Here is an 18143-nt window from a genome sequence, read left to right as displayed (position 1 = left end):
GCGAACCAGGCAACGTGGTGTGACAGATACACCGCCTTCGCTGGCAAGCCAGCTCCTACAGGATTTTGCGTGGCTGCGCGTTCCCGGGTCTGTAGGAGCCGGCTTGCTGGCGATAAGGTCCGCAGGACCTTCCGAAGGTTAGTTGCTGATCGCCAAAATGCTCGCCTGGTACGCCCCGACAAACACATCGAAATCACCGACCTCGTTCTGTTCCAGCTCAGCCTGTTGAGCCAGCGATGAACGCGCCCGCTCTTCAAACTGCGCTTGTTCTTCAGCCGCCAACGGCTCGCTGCGGAAGAACTCGGCATGCGCCTGGCTTTGGCGCAGCGAGAACTGGGCAAAGCTTTCCTTGTGCTCGGCCATGGCCGCCAACACCTGGGCCGACGGCGTCAGGGACGGGTCCCGGACCTTGGCCATCTGGGCGTCCAGCGCCTTGCTGTGGGCATCGCCACCATGGCTCTGGTCGAGCATCGCCGCCAGCGGAGCGATTTTTTCCAGCAGCTCACCGGCCCATTCCTTCAGATCAACCGGCTGACCGTCGCGTTGCAGTTGCAGGCCTGGACGACGACCTTCCTTGACCACGCTGAGGAAGTTCGAGGTCGCGTTGCCGCAGCTGGTGTTGGTCAGCAGCGGGCTGTCGTTGAGCGCGCAGTACAGCAGGAACGCATCGAGGAAGCGCGACTCGGTAAGGTCGATGCCCATCGGCAGGAAGGGGTTGATGTCCAGGCAGCGCACTTCGACGTACTGGATGCCCCGGGCCATCAGCGCCTGGATCGGCCGCTCGCCGGTGTAGGTCACGCGTTTCGGGCGGATGTTGGAGTAATACTCGTTTTCGATCTGCAGGATGTTGGTGTTGAGCTGCACCCACTCGCCATCCTGGTGGGTGCCGACTTCGACGTACGGCGCATACGGCGTGGCCACCGCTTTGCGCAGGCTGTCGGTGTAGCTGGCCAGATCGTTGTAGCAGGGCGTCAGGCCGGCCTGGGCGTTGCTCTGGTAACCCAGGTCGCTCATGCGCAGGCTGGTGGCGTACGGCAGGTACAACGTGTGCGGGTCCAGTTGTTCCAATTGGTGCGAACGGCCGCGCAGGAAACCGGCATCCAGCGCTGGCGACGCACCGAACAGGTACATCAGCAGCCAGCTGTAGCGGCGGAAGTTGCGGATCAGCGCGATGTAGGACGACGACTGAAAATCGCGGTCGGTGCCGACAAAGCCTTCGGCCTGCCTGAGCAGCGGCCAGAGTTTTTCCGGCAGGGAAAAATTGTAGTGGATGCCGGCAATGCATTGCATGGTCTTGCCGTAACGCAGGGCCAGGCCCTTGCGATACACGTACTTGAGCTGCCCGATATTGGACGTGCCGTAATAGGCGATCGGGATGTCTTCCTCGGCCGGCAACGGGCACGGCATCGATGGGCTCCACAGGTACTCGTTGCCGAGCTTGCTGTAGGCAAAACGGTGAATGCTGTCCAGGCTTGCCAACGTGTCCGCCGGGTCTGGCAGGGCCGGCGTGATGAACTCCAGCAGCGACTCGGAGTAGTCGGTGGTGATCTGTTCGTTGGTCAGCGCGGAACCCAATTCTTCCGGGTGCGGCGTTTGCGCCAGGCGACCTTCGCCGGTCACGCGCAGGCATTCACGTTCGATGCCGTGAAGGCACTGTTCGAGCAGAGAGAGGTTAGCGCGCTCGCCGAGCAGGGCCAGGCGGCGGTTGAGAAGTTCGCTCAAGTTGGATTCCTTCACGCGTCAGTCGCCCCAATATGGGGGTGGGCAAGACGGTCTACAAGGGTGAAGTTAAAACTGGCGTTTTCGCCTGGTTTTGGAACTCGCCGCAATCATTGTGGGAGCGGGCCTGTGGCGAGGGGGCTTGCCCCCGTTGGGTTGCGAAGCAGCCCCAAAATCTCTGATGTTCCAAGATATTGTGAGTGCTTCGCACTCAAACGGGGGCAAGCCCCCTCGCCACAGGCGCTCCCACAGGTTGCGTTGCGCTGAAATTAACTCAAATCGATGACATCTAGCTACAGGACAGCGAACGTGCCTTGTGCTTTTGCGACCAGTTTGTCGCCCTGCATCACATCGGCTTCGACAACCAAGGTGCGGCGGCCCGGGTGGATCACCCGCGCCGTGCACATTACCTCGCCGTCAGAGACGGCGCGGATGTAGTTGATCTTGCACTCGATGGTCGCGCTCTGCTGGTCAAAGCCGTGGGTGCTGGAGCAGGCCAACCCCATGGCAATGTCCACCAGGCTGAACAAGGCCCCGCCGTGCAGCTTGCCACCGCGATTGCGCAGTTCGGGCTCCAGCGCCAGGGCGACTTGCGCCACCCCGGTTTCCAGACTGTGCAAGCGGCAGCCGAGCAGCTTGAAGAACGCGCTTTCGGTCAGCCCGGCGGGAATGTCCATCAGCGTTTCTTCAACTGCTTGGCATTGGCGAACAGCGAAGCCATGGCGTTGTTGCTCGGTGCTGCTGCCGTGGTTTCCTTGCGCGGTGCAGTGTTCTGGGATTGGCGGGGCGCCGACCCCGGACGCGCGCCGCGAGCGCCGTCGATTTTCTCGCCCGGGGTGTCGCTCATGCGCATCGACAGGCCAACGCGTTTGCGCGGGATGTCGACTTCCATGACCTTCACTTTCACCACGTCACCGGCCTTCACCGCTTCGCGCGGGTCCTTGATGAATTTCTCCGAAAGTGCGGAGATGTGCACCAAACCGTCCTGATGCACGCCGATATCGACGAAGGCACCGAAGTTGGTCACGTTAGTTACCACGCCTTCGAGGATCATGCCCAGTTGCAGGTCCTTGAGGTCTTCGACGCCTTCCTGGAACTCGGCGGTCTTGAACTCGGGGCGTGGGTCGCGGCCGGGCTTATCCAGTTCCTGAAGGATGTCGGTGACCGTTGGCAGACCGAAGGTTTCGTCGGTGAATTTTTTCGGGTCCAGGCGCTTGAGGAAACCACTGTCGCCAATCAGCGAACGAATATCGCGATCAGTCTCGGCGGCGATACGCTGCACGAGCGGATAGGCTTCCGGGTGCACCGCGGAGGCGTCCAGGGGATTGTCTCCGTTCATCACGCGCAGGAATCCGGCCGCCTGTTCGAAGGTTTTTTCACCGAGGCGCGCAACTTTCTTCAGCGCAGCGCGGGTCTTGAACGCACCGTGCTCGTCGCGGTGGCTGACGATGTTCTGCGCCAGGGTCGCGTTGAGGCCGGAGATGCGCGCCAGCAGCGCCACGGACGCGGTGTTCACGTCGACGCCGACGGCGTTCACGCAGTCCTCGACCACTGCATCCAGGCCACGGGCCAGTTTCAGCTGCGACACGTCGTGCTGGTACTGGCCGACACCGATGGATTTCGGATCGATCTTCACCAGCTCGGCCAGCGGGTCTTGCAGGCGACGGGCAATCGATACGGCGCCACGGATCGACACGTCGAGGTCCGGGAATTCCTTGGAAGCCAGTTCCGACGCCGAGTAAACCGATGCACCGGCCTCGGAGACCATGACCTTGGTCATTTTCATCGCTGGATATTTTTTGATCAGCTCGGCGGCCAGCTTGTCGGTCTCGCGGCTGGCGGTGCCGTTGCCGATGGCGATCAGGTCCACCGAGTGCTTGGCGCACAGGGCGGCGAGTACGGCGATGGTCTGGTCCCACTTGTTGTGCGGCACGTGCGGGTAAACCGTGGCGTGATCCAGCAGCTTGCCAGTGGAATCAACCACCGCCACCTTGCAGCCGGTGCGCAGGCCAGGGTCGAGCCCCAAGGTGGCGCGCGGGCCGGCCGGGGCCGACAGCAGCAGGTCGTGCAGGTTGTGGGCGAAGACGTTGATCGCTTCGGTTTCCGCGCCATCGCGCAGCTCGCCCAGCAGGTCGGTTTCCAAATGGGTGTAGAGCTTGACCTTCCAGGTCCAGCGCACCACTTCGCCCAGCCATTTGTCGGCGGCGCGGTTCTGGTTCTGGATGCCGACATGCTGGCCGATCATGCCTTCGCACGGGTGCATGGTGCCCGGCAGTTCGTCGCCGACTTTCAGCGAGGAGCTGAGGATGCCTTCGTTGCGGCCACGGAAAATCGCCAGCGCGCGGTGCGACGGCATGCTTTTGAGCGGTTCGTCGTGTTCGAAGTAGTCGCGGAACTTGGCGCCTTCCTCCTCCTTGCCGGCAATCACGCGGGCACTGAGGGTGGCTTCCTGCTTGAGGTAGTTGCGCAGCTTGTCCAGCAGGCCGGCGTCTTCGGCGAAGCGCTCCATGAGGATGTACTTGGCGCCTTCGAGGGCTGCCTTCACATCGGCCACGCCTTTTTCCGCGTCGATGAAACGTGCGGCTTCGGTTTCCGGGCTCAGGGACGGGTCGTTGAACAAGCCGTCGGCCAGTTCGCCGAGGCCGGCTTCCAGGGCGATCTGGCCCTTGGTGCGGCGCTTCTGCTTGTACGGCAGGTACAAGTCCTCGAGACGGGTCTTGGTGTCGGCGAGCTTGATGTCGCGTTCGAGTTGCGGGGTCAGCTTGCCTTGCTCTTCGATGCTGGCAAGGATGCTGATGCGCCGTTCGTCGAGTTCTCGCAGGTAGCGCAGGCGCTCTTCCAGATGACGCAATTGCGTATCGTCGAGGCTGCCGGTCACTTCTTTCCGGTAACGGGCGATGAAGGGAACGGTAGAGCCTTCATCGAGTAGCGCGACGGCCGCTTCGACCTGTTGTGGGCGTACACCGAGTTCCTCGGCGATGCGGCTGTTGATGCTGTCCATAAAACCACCTGACAAATTGTGAAAGCAGGCTCGCAGGCGCAAGGATAAGGGCTCGGCGAGTCTGGTTGAGCGGCCTGGCCTGCGCCGCTACCTGGATCAAAAGGTATCCCGTTGACCCGTGAAATCGAACAATTACTGCCGACGCCATGAAAATAAATGGCGTCTGTCTGTAGTACCTGTCTGATGTTGCCTGACACAAAAGGCCGCGCATTATAACCAGCGTTCTGTCGTTCGGGGGCATCACGGGTTGCCGGTGCAATGGCCGGTTTTCTGGCACTAAAGGAAAAATCTGCTAACAATGCACACGGTGCGTATAACGGCAGCTACGCCATAATGCGCGCCGAGATCAAAGGAGCATCCAATGAGCAGCACTGCACAAACTGCTGAAGGCGAGAAAATTCTTATCGTTGACGACGATCCGGGGCTGAGCAGCCTGCTGGAGCGTTTTTTCGTCAGCAAGGGCTACCGCGCCCGCGCCGTGCCGAACACCGAGCAAATGGATCGACTGCTGGCGCGCGAAGTGTTCAACCTGGTCGTCCTCGACCTGATGTTGCCCGGCGAAGACGGCCTGACCGCCTGCCGCCGCCTGCGCAACGCGAACAACCAGATTCCAATCATCATGCTCACCGCCAAGGGCGACGAGCTGAGCCGCATCAAGGGCCTGGAACTGGGCGCCGACGATTACCTGGCCAAGCCGTTCAACCCGGATGAGCTGATGGCTCGCGTCAAGGCAGTACTGCGTCGCCAGTCGGCGCCGGTGCCAGGCGCCCCGGGCAGCGAAGACGAAAGCGTGACCTTCGGTGACTACGAGCTGTCCCTGGCCACCCGCGAGCTCAAGCGCGGCGAAGAAGTGCACATGCTCACCACCGGCGAGTTCGCGGTACTCAAGGCCCTGGTGATGAACGCGCGTCAGCCGCTGACCCGCGACAAACTGATGAACCTGGCCCGTGGCCGCGAGTGGGATGCCCTGGAGCGTTCCATCGATGTGCAGATTTCCCGTCTGCGCCGGATGATCGAACCCGATCCGTCCAAACCACGTTATATCCAGACTGTCTGGGGCGTGGGTTACGTGTTTGTACCGGATGGTACCGCCACCAAGTGATTGGCGATTTGTAGGAGCGGGTCATGCGGACACCGGATCAATCGATCCTGTCCGCAGACTCGCAAACCGCAATATGCGAGCATCGCTCTCTCCTGCAAGTGTTTAACGGTTATCCATGAAAACCCCCGTTTGGTTCCCCCAGAGCTTCTTCTCCCGCACCCTTTGGCTGGTGCTCATCGTCGTTCTCTTCTCCAAGGCGCTGACCCTGGTTTATCTGCTGATGAACGAAGATGTGCTGGTGGACCGCCAGTACAGCCACGGTGTCGCCCTGGTGCTGCGCGCCTACTGGGCGGCTGATGAAGAGAACCGCGCCAAGATTGCCGATAGTGCACCCCTGATTCGGGTAGTGGGCGCCGGTGTCCCGGAAGGCGAGCAACATTGGCCTTACAGTGAGATTTACCAGCGACAGATGCAGACCGAGCTGGGGCCGGACACCGAAGTGCGACTACGCATGCATTCTCCCCCGGCATTGTGGGTTCGTGCGCCGAGCCTGGGTGAAGGTTGGCTGAAAGTGCCGTTGTATCCGCACCCGTTGCGTGGCCAGAAAATCTGGAATGTGCTCGGCTGGTTCCTTGCTATCGGTCTGCTGTCCACGGCGTCTGCGTGGATCTTCGTCAGTCAGCTCAACCAGCCGTTAAAACGCCTGGTGTACGCCGCACGGCAACTGGGTCAGGGGCGCAGCGTGCGCCTGCCAATCAGCGATACGCCGAGCGAGATGACCGAGGTTTACCGCGCTTTCAACCAGATGGCCGAAGATGTCGAGCAGGCCGGTCGCGAACGTGAGTTGATGTTGGCCGGGGTTTCCCATGATTTGCGCACACCCTTGACCCGCTTGCGTCTGTCCCTGGAGTTGATGGGCGATCGCACCGACCTGACTGACGACATGGTGCGCGATATCGAAGACATGGACGCGATTCTCGATCAGTTCCTGGCGTTCATTCGCGACGGGCGCGACGAGTCGGTAGAGGAGGTTGACCTGAGCGACCTGGTCCGCGAAGTCGCTGCCCCCTACAACCAGAATGAAGAGAAAGTGCGGCTGCGCCTGGAGCCGATCCAGCCGTTTCCGTTGCGTCGTGTGTCGATGAAGCGACTGTTGAACAACCTGATCGGCAATGCGCTGCATCATGCCGGCAGTGGCGTGGAGGTGGCGGCGTACGTGTCCGGGGACACCAGCGCGCCCTATGTGGTGCTGAGCGTCATGGACCGTGGTGCCGGTATTGATCCGTCGGAACTGGAAGCGATCTTCAACCCGTTCACCCGCGGTGATCGTGCCCGGGGCGGGAAGGGCACCGGGTTGGGGCTGGCGATCGTGAAGCGGATTGCTTCGATGCATGGCGGGAATGTTGAACTGCGTAACCGCTCGGGCGGTGGATTGGAAGCGCGGGTGCGCTTGCCGTTGGGGTTGATGTTGCCGCGGGATGCCGTTTAAAACCTGATTTTTTCAGTGGGGCTGATGGCCCCTTCGCGGGCAAGTCGGATCGCCGCACCGCCGCTCCCACAGTGATTTTGGCTAGCCGAAATATCGCTATCAACCCAAAACCCTGTGGGAGCGGCGGTGCGGCGATCCGACTTGCCCGCGAAGGCGGCCTTCCAGCCGCCACAAAAACCAGGGTTAACCCTTGCCTTTGGTCCGCGTCATGTTCGGTCCGCCATTCTTCTCCAGATGCTCAATGATGATCCCCGCCACATTCTTGCCAGTGGTGGTCTCGATCCCTTCAAGCCCCGGCGATGAGTTCACTTCCATCACCAGCGGCCCGTGATTGGAGCGCAGGATGTCCACGCCCGCTACCGCCAGCCCCATGACCTTGGCGGCGCGCAACGCCGTCATGCGCTCTTCCGGCGTGATCTTGATCAGGCTCGCGCTGCCGCCGCGATGCAGGTTGGAGCGGAACTCGCCGGGTTTGGCCTGGCGTTTCATCGCCGCAATCACCTTGTCCCCGACGACGAAACAGCGAATGTCCGCACCACCGGCTTCCTTGATGTACTCCTGAACCATGATGTTCTGCTTGAGGCCCATGAACGCCTCGATCACCGATTCAGCGGCGGTCGCGGTTTCGCACAGCACCACGCCGATGCCTTGGGTGCCTTCCAGCACCTTGATCACCAGGGGCGCGCCGTTGACCATTTCGATCAGGTCGGGAATGTCATCGGGGGAGTGGGCAAAGCCGGTCACCGGCAAGCCGATCCCGCGGCGAGACAGCAATTGCAGCGAACGTAGCTTGTCCCGCGAGCGGGCAATGGCCACCGATTCGTTGAGCGGAAATACCCCCATCATTTCGAACTGGCGCAGCACGGCGCAGCCATAAAAGGTCACGGACGCACCGATCCGTGGAATCACCGCATCGAAACCTTCCAGCGGCTTGCCGCGGTAGTGGATCTGCGGTTTGTGGCTGGCGATGTTCATGTAGGCGCGCAGGGTATCGACCACCACCATTTCATGGCCGCGTTCAGTACCGGCTTCAACCAGGCGGCGGGTGGAATACAGACGCGGGTTCCGCGACAGCACAGCGATCTTCATGCAACACCTGTGGAGGAGGTAGATACCGGGAACACCGGCTTGTCTTGTACATACTTGATGCCCGGATTGACCACCAACTGGCCGTGGATCAGGGCTTTGGAGCCGAGCAGCAGGCGATAACGCATGGACTTGCGGCAGGCGAGCGTGAACTCGACCCGCCAGACCCGATCACCGAGGGCCAGGGTGGTGCTGATCACGTATCGCACCTGCGCGTGACCGTTTGAGCTTTTAATGGTTTTCATCGTCACCAGCGGTGCTTCGCAGCGCCGGTGGCGCAGTTGTACGACGGAACCCAGGTGGGCGGTAAAACGCACCCACTGCTCACCATCGCGCTCGAACAGCTCGATGTCGGTGGCGTGGAGGCTTGAGGTGCTGGCACCGGTGTCGATTTTTGCCCGAAGGCCGGCGACTCCCAAATCCGGGAGCGCCACCCACTCGCGCAGACCGACAACGGTCAAATGGTCAAATGTCTTCAAAAGTGCTCAACCGGTAGAAACCGCTCGGGCCGCACGCGGCCGGATTCGCGGTATTCACGCAGAATAATGATTAAAAGGCGACAGATATCTACGGCCCGGATTTCCAGCCTCGCAGGGAGGTTATGGAATGTCAGTATTGTAATCCGAGCCGGTGAAATTCTTGGTACGTCAGAAACGGTAGTACAGTTCACCAATATTTCAGAATGAGGAAATCCCATGGCACAAAAAAACGAAGAGGACGACAAAGTCCGCCTCGATAAATGGTTGTGGGCTGCACGATTCTACAAAACCCGTGCCCTGGCCAAGGCGGCGATTGAAAGCGGCAAGGTGCATTGCCGGGGCGAACGCTGCAAGCCGGGTAAAGAGCCACGGATCGGCGACGAGTTTGTGATCCGCACCGGCTTCGAGGAGCGCACGGTGGTGGTCCAGGCGTTGTCGATCGTGCGCCGTGGCGCACCGGAGGCGCAGATGCTGTACGCCGAAACGCAAGCCAGCATCGCCAAGCGCGAAAACGCTGCCGCCGAGCGCAAGGCAGGCGCTCTGGGCGTGAGCACCGATGGCAAACCGAGCAAGAAACAGCGACGGGATCTGTTCAAGTTTCGTGGCAGCAGCAACGAATGATTGACCGGGTCCGTCGATCACTCAAACAGGCAAAGACTTGTAATTGTGCTTGCGCGTAGCCATATGGGGTAATTCGCCTACCCTACATGAGCCATTGGCAGTGCCATTCGTCGTAAAGCGCACACAGTCGCCGGCCTGTAAGCCATAACCAGGCAGCAAGACGCTATGACCAAGGCGTAACCTCGAATTCTGTCATCACTTTTGTCACCACTTCAGATACCCAGACTTATGACTGACCTACCGGATAACGACTTCACCCAACGCTTCATCTTCGATGACAGCGACACCCGTGGCGAGCTGGTCTCGTTGGAGCTCAGCTACGCCGAAGTCCTGGCCAAACACGCCTACCCGCAGCCGGTCGCGCAACTGCTCGGCGAGCTGATGGCGGCCGCATCGTTGCTGGTTGGCGCGATGAAGTTCGATGGCTTGCTGATTCTGCAAGCCCGTTCCGAAGGCCCGATCCCGCTGCTGATGATCGAGTGCTCCAGCGAGCGCGAGATCCGTGGCCTGGCCCGTTACGAAGCGGACCGTATCGCACCTGACGCGACCCTGGCCGATCTGATGCCGGACGGCGTACTTGCATTGACCATCGACCCGACTCAGGGCCAGCGTTACCAGGGCATCGTCGACCTCGACGGCGCCACCCTGTCGGAATGCTTCACCAACTATTTCGTCATGTCCCAGCAAGTCGGCACGCGTTTCTGGCTGTACGCCGACGGCCGTCGCGCCCGTGGCCTGTTGCTGCAACAGCTGCCTGCCGACCGTTTGAAGGACGAAGACGAGCGCGCCGCCAGCTGGCAGCACCTCACCACCCTGGGCGGCACGCTGACCGCCGATGAACTGCTGGGCCTGGACAACGAAACCGTGTTGCATCGCCTGTACCACGACGAGCAGGTGCGTCTGTTCGATGTACAGAAGTTGCGCTTCCGTTGCAGCTGCTCGCGCGAACGTTCGGCCAATGCGCTGGTCAGTCTGGGTGTGGAAGATGCGCAGCAATTGGTGGTCGAACACGGTGGCAACATCGAAATCGATTGCCAGTTCTGTAACCAGCGCTACCTGTTCGATGCCGCCGATGTCACCCAATTGTTCGCCGGCGCGGGTGTCGAGACGCCGTCAGATACCCGTCACTAAAACGGTTCAGCGCAGGTAAATTCACTGGCTACCGCCGGATTAACGCCGTTACGACAGGAGGGGCCTACTTTTTTTGGGCTTTTCTGGCATAATCCGGCCCACTTTTTTCGCGGTAGTAGTGCACGACTTTCTACTACAAAAACGTTTGGAGCACTCGGCCACTGGCCGACGGGGAACCTCATGACGCAAGCCAACAATGCCGTGTACACCGATCTGAGTGTTGATGATCTGGTTAAAGAAGCCCTCAATCGCGGTGAAGGCGAGCTTGCCGATACCGGCGCACTGGTTGTTCGTACCGGTCACCGTACCGGCCGTTCGCCAGTCGATCGTTTCATCGTTGATGAGCCGAGCACCACGGGCGCCATCGCCTGGGGCCCGATCAACCGCAAGTTCCCGGCCGACAAGTTCGACGCCCTGTGGAACCGTGTTGAAGCTTTCAACAACGCGCAAGAGCATTTCGTTTCCCACGTGCATGTAGGTGCGGCTTCCGAGCACTACCTGGCCGTGAAGATGACCACCCAGACTGCCTGGCAGAACCTGTTCGGCCGTTGCCTGTTCATCAACCCGGCTCAGTACAACCCGGCGGGTCGTGACGAGTGGCAGGTCCTCAACGTTGCCAACTTCGAGTGCGTGCCAGAGCGTGACGGCACCAACTCCGACGGCTGCGTGATCATCAACTTCGCACAGAAGAAAGTGCTGATCGCCGGCATGCGTTACGCCGGTGAGATGAAGAAAGCCATGTTCTCGGTGCAGAACTTCCTGCTGCCGGCTGCCGACGTACTGCCAATGCACTGCGCCGCCAACATCGGCGAAGAAGGCGACGTGACCCTGTTCTTCGGTCTGTCCGGTACCGGCAAGACCACCCTGTCCGCCGACGAAAGCCGTTACCTGATCGGTGACGACGAACACGGCTGGGGCGAAGGCGTGGTGTTCAACATCGAAGGCGGTTGCTATGCCAAGTGCATCGACCTGTCCGAGAAGAACGAGCCGGTAATCTGGAAAGCCATCAAGCACGGCGCGGTATTGGAAAACGTCGTTATCGACGACGCCAAGCACGCCGACTACGCCGATGTCAGCCTGACCCAGAACAGCCGCGCCGCCTACCCGCTGGAGCACGTTGCCAAGCGTTCCGAGAAGAACCTCGGTGGCGAGCCGAACGCTGTGATCTTCCTGACCTGCGACCTGACCGGCGTGTTGCCGCCAGTGTCGATTCTCAACGAAGAACAAGCGGCCTACCACTTCCTGTCCGGCTACACCGCGCTGGTGGGCTCGACTGAAATGGGTTCGGGCAGCGGCATCAAGTCGACCTTCTCCACCTGCTTCGGCGCACCGTTCTTCCCGCGTCCGGCCGGCGAATACGCTGAGCTGCTGATCAAGCGCATCCGCGGCTTCGGCTCCAAGGTCTACCTGGTCAACACCGGTTGGACCGGCGGTGGCTACGGCGTCGGCAAACGCTTCAACATCCCGACCACCCGTGCCGTGATCGCAGCGATCCAGAGCGGCGCGCTGATCGGCACCGAGACCGAGCACCTGGACACCATCAACCTCGACGTGCCAGTGGCCGTACCGGGCGTTGAGACTGGCCTGCTGAACCCACGCAACACCTGGGCCGACAAAGCCGCCTACGACGAAGCCGCCAAAGCACTGGCCGGCCTGTTCATCGAGAACTTCAAGAAGTTCGAAGTGAGCGACGCGATCAAGGCTGCGGGTCCGAAGTTGTAAGTGTTGGATTGAGCTAACGAAAAAGCCGCCCTTCGGGGCGGCTTTTTTGTAGGTGCGATTCGGAGGATGTGAGGCGTAGCTGCCATTATTCCAGCTGAATAGGCTTCAAACGGCCAGAATAATGATACTTACGCGATCAATCGATCCCTTCCAGCTTTCGCGTATCCCAACGTTGCGCTTTTATCGCTTGGTAAAGCATTTCGATAGTCAGTGGAACTTTATCGCCACGCCCCTTCGCCCGTCGCTTGAGAAACACATCAAAGCCTTCAGGCTGGAAGTAGCGATAGGCATCGTAGTCGACGAAGTCGATGGCGAACTGTTCTTCCAGTGCTTCCATCAGGTGCCGGGCATCAGCGCCTTCGCAGCCCAGATCAAAGTTGATCGAGGTGTTGAGGCTAATGGTTTTGCGTTCGGGCAGACCGATTTCTTCGTGCAGCAACTGCATGAGCAGTTGCATGGCGTGGTCGTCCGGGAAGTTGGGAGCGAGGTTCATTGCGGGGTGTCCGGTTGGGCTTGGGCGGATCTTATGAGTTGCCGAGCGCGAGAGGAAGGCGCGACTGACTTGATCGTTCCTGGGCGCAATGTTTTCAGGTCGCGGGGAAGGCTGACACGTTCATCCCGCAGGATCTCGTTCATCTGTTGCACGCTTTCCATTAGCTCATTAAAAAACTTGCTCATGGTTATCTCCTGCGCTCGATGATGGCTTTCCATGCGTTTTGTCCGTTGGATCAGATTTATTTTTTTGATCGTTCCCATGCAGAACATGGGAACTGATCTTCACGCAACGTCAGACCGGGGCTTTCCAGTTGAGCATTCGTTGCTGGGCGACTTTGAGCAGGTCGCAGCCGTCCTGGGTCAGCAGGTAGAGCGCATGAGTGATGTGCGGGATGTCTTCGAGGTCGCCGTGTTTGAAGCATTGGCAGTGCAGGGTTTGCAGCAGCTCGCTGGAAGCCCGGATGCGTTGGAGGGCGGCTTCGAGGATGTCTTGGGGGTTGGCTTCTGTGTCGATGATCAGGGGCGGGGTGTCGGTGAGGTTGGTGTGGAGTGGGAGATAGCGTTCGTTGGTGAACGGGTTCCATTTGTTCATAGGGATTTTCTCTTTTAGTAGCCGATGAACCGCCGCTATCGTGACCAAGCGATGGGAGGCGGACTGTGTTCAGGTTGGTCAAACCAGGGAGAGATAACCCGGGTACGCCGAAGCGTCCCAAACACAGCCGCCATAAAGCGTGCCGACAAAAAGATGTCGGCAGCATACAAGCGCATGCATTAGTTTTCTCTCATTTTCAGGTGACCAAACCCGAGTCGCTGATTTGGCAGCGACACTCTGGACTATAGGATTGAGTGACTGGTCATCGATAGCCGACAAGGTGTCTTGTTTTGTAGGACCTTGCCGAAGCTTTCATAGGTCGTTGCTGACGGCGTTATCCACAGTGGACCGCGTTATCGTTCATCGCTGGCAAGCCAGCTCCTACAGGGGGACTTCAGGGCAAGCGCTGCCGGGCGATGTCGAGCAGGTCGTTGCCGTCCTGGGTCAGCAGGTACAGGGCGCTGACAATATTGGGGATGTCGCTCGCTTCGGCCTGTTTGAAGCAGGTGCAATAAAGGGTTTCGAGCAGGTCGCTGGCGGCGCGGATGCGTTGTCGGGCGGCGTCGAGGATCTCGTAGGGGTCGGCCTCGGTATCGATGACCAGCACCGGGGTTTCGCTGTAGCGGGTCTTTAGCGGGTGGTAGCGGGTTGTCAGTGAGTCGGGGCTTTTCATTGAGTGCGTCCTGTGCGAAATCGGCAAGTGTTCCCGGCAGGCCGAGACACTGTTTTCAGCCGCGCTGGAAACTATAGGAGGGTATGGCGTTGGGGGACAAGACGGCCGAGATCGACAGGCTTTGTAAGGGTTTTGTCATATTTGGAGGAAGGGGACTACAGGTTGTGGGTGGGTTTTCAACGTGAAATGGCGAGAGGTAAAAATGCTTACAGCGTTCTCAGTCGCTTCGCAGTAAATCTCGGTAGAGGGGGCCTCGGACAATGTCGGGTATTTCGAGTTTTGCGGTGGGTGTGTTGGCCTCTTCGTCGGAACGCCGCCCGGAGCAGGCTCGCTCCCACAGATTTTGAGTCGTACTCAAGTCTGTGGACGGCATGGATCCTGTGGGAGCGGGCTTGCCCGCGAAGGCGATCTGACAGTCGCCTCATCTCTGAAGCCGTGCATTGCCGTCCCGCCATCCGCTGTATCATCCCCTATCGTTTTCACCCCCGACCTTTTCTCGACTCGCTGCAATCGCCGGCTAGGCTTTTGACTCCGCAGCGGTCAATGGAGTGACAGCTTATGCACCACACCCTGGAACAGGTTTTCGGTTATCCACAGTTTCGACCCGGTCAGGAGGCGGCTGTCGGTGCCGTATTGGCCGGGCGTTCGGCGGCGGCGATTTTCCCCACCGGTTCCGGCAAGTCCCTTTGCTACCAATTGCCGGCGCTGTTGCTGCCGCACCTGACGCTGGTGGTCTCGCCGTTGCTGGCGTTGATGCAGGATCAACTGGCGTTCCTGCAACGCCACGGCATTTCGGCGGGCAGTATCGATTCGGCCCAGAGCCGCGATGACGCCAGCGATGTCATGGCTCGGGCAAAATCCGGCGAACTGAAGATTCTGATGATCTCGGTGGAACGCCTGAAGAACGAACGCTTCCGGCATTTTTTGCAGCAAGTACCGATCTCGCTGCTGGTGGTGGACGAGGCGCATTGCATCTCCGAATGGGGGCACAACTTTCGCCCGGACTACCTCAAGCTTCCCGACTATCAACGCCAGTTCAATATCCCTCAGGTGCTGCTGCTGACCGCAACGGCGACGCCCAGGGTCATCGCCGACATGCAGGCGAAATTTGCCATCGCCGCCGACGATGTGGTGACCACCGGCTTCTATCGCCCGAACCTCAATTTGCTGGTGGAGCCGGTTCGTGGAGCGGACAAGCGCCGACGCCTCGTCGAGTGGATGAGCCAGCGTGCGGACCAGCCGAGCATCGTCTACGTCACCCTGCAGAAAACGGCGGAACACATCGCCGAACACCTGAACCGCAACGGCATTCAGGTCGAGGCCTATCACGCCGGGTTGCCCCATGAACAACGGGAAGCGATCCAGCGTCGCTTCATGGGCGGGCAGTCCAATTGCATCGTCGCCACCATCGCTTTTGGCATGGGCATCGACAAAAGCGACATCCGCAATGTGGTGCATTTCGACCTGCCCAAATCCATCGAAAACTACAGCCAGGAAATCGGTCGCGCCGGGCGTGACGGGCAGCCGTCGGACTGCCTGGTGTTGGCCAACCGCGACAGCCTCAACGTGCTGGAGAACTTCGTCTACGGCGACACCCCCGAGCTCGATGGCATCCTTTGGGTGCTGGACGAGATGCTTGCCGCAGCACCTGAAGGGCAGTGGGAGTTTCTGCTGGGGCCGTTGGCGGATCAGAGCAATATTCGCCAATTGCCGCTCAAGACCTTGCTGGTGCAACTTGAATTGCGCGGGTTGATCGCCCCGCGTTACGCGTACTACGCCGAGTATCGATTCAAGTATCTGGAGGAGCCCGAGGCGCTGTTGGCGCGTTTTGAAGGCGAGCGCAGGGATTTTGTCGCTGCGATCATCCAGACCTCCAGCCGCGCCCGGACCTGGGCCACGGTGAATTTCGAGGCGTTGCACGAGCAGCATCAGGCCGAGCGCAGTCGGGTGGTCAAGGCACTGGACTACTTCCAGGAGAAGGGCTGGGTGGAGCTCGAAAGCAAGCAGATGACCGAGGTCTACAGCGTGCTGCAAAGCGGGTTCGACAGCGCCGCCTTGAGCGAAGAGCTGCACCGTTATTTCACTCGGCATGAACACACCGAGATCGCGCGGATTCACGCGATGCTGGATTTGTTCGCCACTGACCGTTGCCTGGGCTATCGCCTGGCCGAGTATTTCGGCGACCACAATGCTCCGCAGCAATGCGGCCATTGTTCGGTGTGTCATGGGAAAGTCGCGCGGCTACCGGCACCACCGGAATTGCCGGCGCTTGTGGATAAAAATTTCGAGGCGTTGTGTGGCGACTTTATCCACAGGCACGAGCAGCACACGGGCAACGTGCCTTCGGCTGAACGCGTGACGCGGTATCTGTGCGGGATCAGCGTGCCGCTGTTCACCAAGCTCAAGGCGCGGGCGATTCCCGGGTTTGCGGCGTTGGAAGATTATCCGTACGCCGAGGTACGTGGGTGGGTCCAGCGGCATCTGGCAGCCTGAACCGAATCCCCTGTGGGAGCGGGCTTGCTCGCGAAAGCGGTGGGTCAGTCACCATCACGGCCAACTGATGGAGCGCCTTCGCGAGCAAGCCCGCTCCCACAGGGATTGGCGGCACATCCATCCGCTGAATGTTGCTCATCACAGGAATAAATTTCAAAAAAACGCAGTGGCTGACTATGGTGATGGCTGTCTTCGGATCGCCAACAAGAGAACAAAACATGAGCCAGACACCGTCGAATATTCAGCGCGCCGCCGTTATCGGCGCGGGCACCATGGGCCGTGGCATTGTCATGTGCCTGGCCAACGCCGGAGTGGCCGTGCAGTGGGTCGACAACAATCCGCAAATGCTGGAACAGGCCATGGCAACCGTGGCGGACACCTATGCCCACAGCGTGCGTCAGGGCCGCATTGATCAGGCAGAAGCCGACGCCCGTATCGCGCGCGTAACGGCGGCCGATGGTTATGTGGCCATCCGCGATGTCGACCTGGTCATCGAAGCGGTGTACGAAAACCTTGAGCTCAAGCAGAAAATCTTCCGTGAGCTCGATGGCCTGCTCAAGCCTGAAGCGATTCTGGCGAGCAATACTTCGGCGCTGGACATCGACGCTATCGCGGCAGCCACACGCCGGCCACAGCAAGTGCTGGGCCTGCATTTCTTCAGCCCGGCGCACATCATGAAGCTGCTGGAGATCGTCCGTGGCGCGCAGACTGCTCCGGCAGTCCTCGACGCGGCGCTGGCGCTCGGCCAGCGCATGGGCAAGGTCAGTGTGGTGGCGGGCAATTGTGATGGTTTCATCGGCAACCGCATGCTCAATACCTATGTGCTTGAGGCGCGGAAAATGCTGCTGGAGGGTGCCTATCCCTACCAGGTGGACGCAGCGCTGCAAGGGTTCGGTTTCGCCATGGGGCCGTTCCGCATGTTCGACGTGGTGGGCGTCGACCTGCAGTGGCGCGCGCGGCAACTGTCCGGTGTCGGGCAGGACGCACCGGAGGTTCAGGTGGATAACCGACTGTGCGAGATGGAACGCTTCGGCCAAAAGAATGGCAACGGTTTTTACCACTATGAACCGGGCAGCCGGCAGGCCGAGCACGATCCGCAGGTCGATGCACTGGTGCTTCAAGTCAGTGAAGAGCTGGGGTTTGCGCGTCGCGAGATCGGCCCGGAGGAGATTCTCGAGCGCTGCTTGCTGGCACTGGTCAACGAAGGCGCGAAGATCCTGCAGGAAGGCATTGCCGGATCGGCTCGGGATATCGATCTGGTCTACCTCAATGGTTACGGTTTCCCGGCGGACAAGGGCGGGCCGATGGCCTGGGCGGATCAACAAGGGCTGGCGGATATCCATCGGCGCCTGATCGACCTTGAGACGCGTCAGGGCGATCACTGGAACCCGGCGCGGTTGATTGGAGAGCTGGCGGCGGCTGGTAAGGGGTTTGCTGACAAGTGATGGATGTGGCGCCTGTGAGGGCGCCATCGCGGGCAAGCCCGCTCCCACAATTGATCTTCGGTGAACACAGATTTTGTGTACGACCGATATCCAATGTGGGAGCGGGCTTGCTCGCGAAGAACGATAACGCGGTTTTCGCCTTAGACTTGGTGAAC

General features: G+C 60.2%; 16 protein-coding genes. 7 read left to right on the top strand and 9 right to left on the bottom strand.

Annotated features, from left to right (window positions below; all coding sequences use genetic code 11):
- Window positions 1-138: 138 nt before the first annotated feature.
- The 3 genes from gshA to AB7M25_RS29000 form a co-directional block, all read right to left on the bottom strand.
- The gene (gene gshA, locus AB7M25_RS29010; protein WP_429387507.1) at window positions 139-1722 is read right to left on the bottom strand and encodes a glutamate--cysteine ligase; all 1584 of its coding nucleotides are present in this window, start codon (window positions 1720-1722) and stop codon (window positions 139-141) included.
- A 290-nt stretch (window positions 1723-2012) separates the two neighbouring features.
- The gene (locus AB7M25_RS29005; protein ID WP_007972875.1) at window positions 2013-2396 is read right to left on the bottom strand and encodes a PaaI family thioesterase; all 384 of its coding nucleotides are present in this window, start codon (window positions 2394-2396) and stop codon (window positions 2013-2015) included.
- Window positions 2396-4720: a Tex family protein gene (locus tag AB7M25_RS29000; protein ID WP_429561008.1), complete on the bottom strand. Its 2325-nt coding sequence runs from the start codon at window positions 4718-4720 to the stop codon at window positions 2396-2398. Before AB7M25_RS29000 ends, AB7M25_RS29005 begins: the two co-directional genes overlap by 1 nt.
- Before the next feature lie 361 nt (window positions 4721-5081).
- Between AB7M25_RS29000 and ompR the strand changes: the two genes are divergently transcribed.
- Together ompR and AB7M25_RS28990 are read left to right on the top strand one after the other, a co-directional pair.
- Window positions 5082-5822 (top strand): osmolarity response regulator transcription factor OmpR, encoded by a 741-nt coding sequence (gene ompR / locus AB7M25_RS28995; protein ID WP_007972873.1) that lies wholly within the window; start codon window positions 5082-5084, stop codon window positions 5820-5822.
- A gap of 115 nt (window positions 5823-5937) precedes the next feature.
- A complete protein-coding gene (locus AB7M25_RS28990) occupies window positions 5938-7251 on the top strand; it encodes an ATP-binding protein (RefSeq protein WP_429387511.1) in 1314 nt (437 codons plus the stop codon).
- A gap of 183 nt (window positions 7252-7434) precedes the next feature.
- Here AB7M25_RS28990 and rimK read toward each other — a convergent pair whose 3' ends face one another.
- Complete coding sequence (rimK, locus tag AB7M25_RS28985) at window positions 7435-8340, bottom strand: 30S ribosomal protein S6--L-glutamate ligase (RefSeq protein WP_007972871.1); 906 nt, start codon at window positions 8338-8340, stop codon at window positions 7435-7437.
- Window positions 8337-8816: a retropepsin-like aspartic endopeptidase RimB gene (rimB, locus tag AB7M25_RS28980; RefSeq protein WP_007972870.1), complete on the bottom strand. Its 480-nt coding sequence runs from the start codon at window positions 8814-8816 to the stop codon at window positions 8337-8339. Before rimB ends, rimK begins: the two co-directional genes overlap by 4 nt.
- Before the next feature lie 216 nt (window positions 8817-9032).
- Here rimB and AB7M25_RS28975 point away from each other — a divergent pair, with 216 nt between their 5' ends.
- From AB7M25_RS28975 to AB7M25_RS28965, 3 genes are all read left to right on the top strand, one after another.
- Complete coding sequence (locus AB7M25_RS28975) at window positions 9033-9437, top strand: RNA-binding S4 domain-containing protein (protein ID WP_429388075.1); 405 nt, start codon at window positions 9033-9035, stop codon at window positions 9435-9437.
- A 228-nt stretch (window positions 9438-9665) separates the two neighbouring features.
- The gene (gene hslO / locus AB7M25_RS28970) at window positions 9666-10568 is read left to right on the top strand and encodes an Hsp33 family molecular chaperone HslO (RefSeq protein ID WP_015093022.1); all 903 of its coding nucleotides are present in this window, start codon (window positions 9666-9668) and stop codon (window positions 10566-10568) included.
- Between the two features lie 180 nt (window positions 10569-10748).
- Complete coding sequence (locus AB7M25_RS28965) at window positions 10749-12290, top strand: phosphoenolpyruvate carboxykinase (RefSeq protein WP_429388073.1); 1542 nt, start codon at window positions 10749-10751, stop codon at window positions 12288-12290.
- A 136-nt stretch (window positions 12291-12426) separates the two neighbouring features.
- Here the strand turns inward: AB7M25_RS28965 and AB7M25_RS28960 are convergent, their stop codons facing one another.
- The 4 genes from AB7M25_RS28960 to AB7M25_RS28945 form a co-directional block, all read right to left on the bottom strand.
- Entirely contained in the window at window positions 12427-12783 is a 357-nt protein-coding gene (locus AB7M25_RS28960) for a DUF1493 family protein (RefSeq protein ID WP_116580877.1), read from the bottom strand.
- A complete protein-coding gene (locus AB7M25_RS28955; RefSeq protein ID WP_429388070.1) occupies window positions 12780-12968 on the bottom strand; it encodes a hypothetical protein in 189 nt (62 codons plus the stop codon). Before AB7M25_RS28955 ends, AB7M25_RS28960 begins: the two co-directional genes overlap by 4 nt.
- Window positions 12969-13077: 109 nt before the next feature.
- Window positions 13078-13377, bottom strand: a complete 300-nt coding sequence (locus AB7M25_RS28950) for a hypothetical protein (protein ID WP_429388067.1) — start codon at window positions 13375-13377, stop codon at window positions 13078-13080.
- A 394-nt stretch (window positions 13378-13771) separates the two neighbouring features.
- Window positions 13772-14050 (bottom strand): hypothetical protein, encoded by a 279-nt coding sequence (locus AB7M25_RS28945; RefSeq protein ID WP_429388066.1) that lies wholly within the window; start codon window positions 14048-14050, stop codon window positions 13772-13774.
- 558 nt (window positions 14051-14608) lie between these two features.
- Here AB7M25_RS28945 and AB7M25_RS28940 point away from each other — a divergent pair.
- Together AB7M25_RS28940 and AB7M25_RS28935 are read left to right on the top strand one after the other, a co-directional pair.
- Complete coding sequence (locus AB7M25_RS28940; protein ID WP_454238301.1) at window positions 14609-16543, top strand: RecQ family ATP-dependent DNA helicase; 1935 nt, start codon at window positions 14609-14611, stop codon at window positions 16541-16543.
- 218 nt (window positions 16544-16761) lie between these two features.
- On the top strand, window positions 16762-17988 hold the full coding sequence (locus tag AB7M25_RS28935) for a 3-hydroxyacyl-CoA dehydrogenase NAD-binding domain-containing protein (RefSeq protein ID WP_454238300.1): 1227 nt from the start codon (window positions 16762-16764) through the stop codon (window positions 17986-17988).
- The last annotated feature ends 155 nt before the right edge of the window (window positions 17989-18143 follow it).

This window comes from Pseudomonas sp. AP3_22 TE3818 (genome assembly GCF_053628995.1).
This window is presented reverse-complemented; position numbering and strand designations above follow the sequence as displayed.